Origin of the sequence: Photobacterium chitinilyticum (assembly GCF_004104355.1) — a bacterium.
GTDB lineage: Bacteria > Pseudomonadota > Gammaproteobacteria > Enterobacterales > Vibrionaceae > Photobacterium > Photobacterium chitinilyticum.
The window spans coordinates 1-493 of record NZ_RJLM01000169.1; the positions used below are offsets into that span (position 1 = coordinate 1).

Genomic DNA, 493 nt, shown 5'->3' on the forward strand with positions numbered 1-493 from the left:
CCTCCGCCTCTGCTATCTTAGCGTTAATAACAGAATGCTCTACTTGAGGAATTTCAGCCTCATCTGTAGTATCTTCAGCTTCTTCCTCTGTCTCTTCCGTATCAGTGCTTGGCCTCCGCCTCTGCTATCTTAGCGTTAATAACAGAATGCTCTACTTGAGGAATTTCAGCCTCATCTGTAGTATCTTCAGCTTCTTCCTCTGTCTCTTCCGTATCAGTGCTTGGTTTATAAAGATTATCTGCTGAAGGATTTAAACCAGCGTGATTCTCTTTTTCATCAGATTCAGGGTGAGTTGGCTCACTTACTTCATCATGTTCCTTATCTTCCTCAGGTTTTTCTGTCTGAGGTTTCTCCGTTTGATTGGTATCAGCTTGACCATTTTTGTTTCTTTGAACATGGTCGCTAGCGTTACCAAAACCATTATCTGAATGCGGACGTTCGTTTGGATGTTCGACATAGTACTTGACAGTCGCCAAAAGATCCTCAAGAGTAT

1 pseudogene is annotated in these 493 nt (G+C 42.4%); it reads right to left on the reverse strand.

The features are described 5' to 3' along the window. Nucleotides 1-110: 110 nt before the first annotated feature. Nucleotides 111-493 (reverse strand): annotated as a pseudogene (locus EDI28_RS26375) (histidine motif-containing protein); the annotation flags it as partial.